This window comes from Streptomyces sp. SID486 (assembly GCF_009865385.1).
Classification (GTDB): domain Bacteria; phylum Actinomycetota; class Actinomycetes; order Streptomycetales; family Streptomycetaceae; genus Streptomyces.
In genome coordinates, this window is sequence record NZ_WWJT01000690.1 from 1 (window position 1) to 264 (window position 264).

A 264-nucleotide genomic window follows, 5' to 3' on the forward strand; every position below is an offset into this window, starting at 1 on the left:
TGGGTGGGTGGTGTGGGTGGGGTTGTGGGTGGGGTGGTCGGTGAGGTCGAGGGTGTCGAGGTGGAGGGTGGTGAGGTCGGGGGTGTGGTGGGGGTGGTCGCTGGTGGTGAGGAGGAGGGTGGGGTGGGCGTCGGTGATCATGTGGGTGAGTCGGGTGGGTGGGTAGTGGGGGTCGAGGGGGAGGTAGGCGGCGCCGGTTTTGAGGACGGCGAGGATGGCGGTGACGAGGTCGGTGGAGCGGGGGAGGGCGAGGGCGACGATGTG

Annotated in this window: 1 protein-coding gene; it reads right to left on the reverse strand. The window is 70.1% G+C overall.

The genetic code is table 11. The annotated features are described in order from the left end of the window. Nucleotides 1-264: AMP-binding protein (locus GT045_RS31930; RefSeq protein WP_161336312.1), on the reverse strand; the 264-nt coding region annotated here is incomplete at both ends.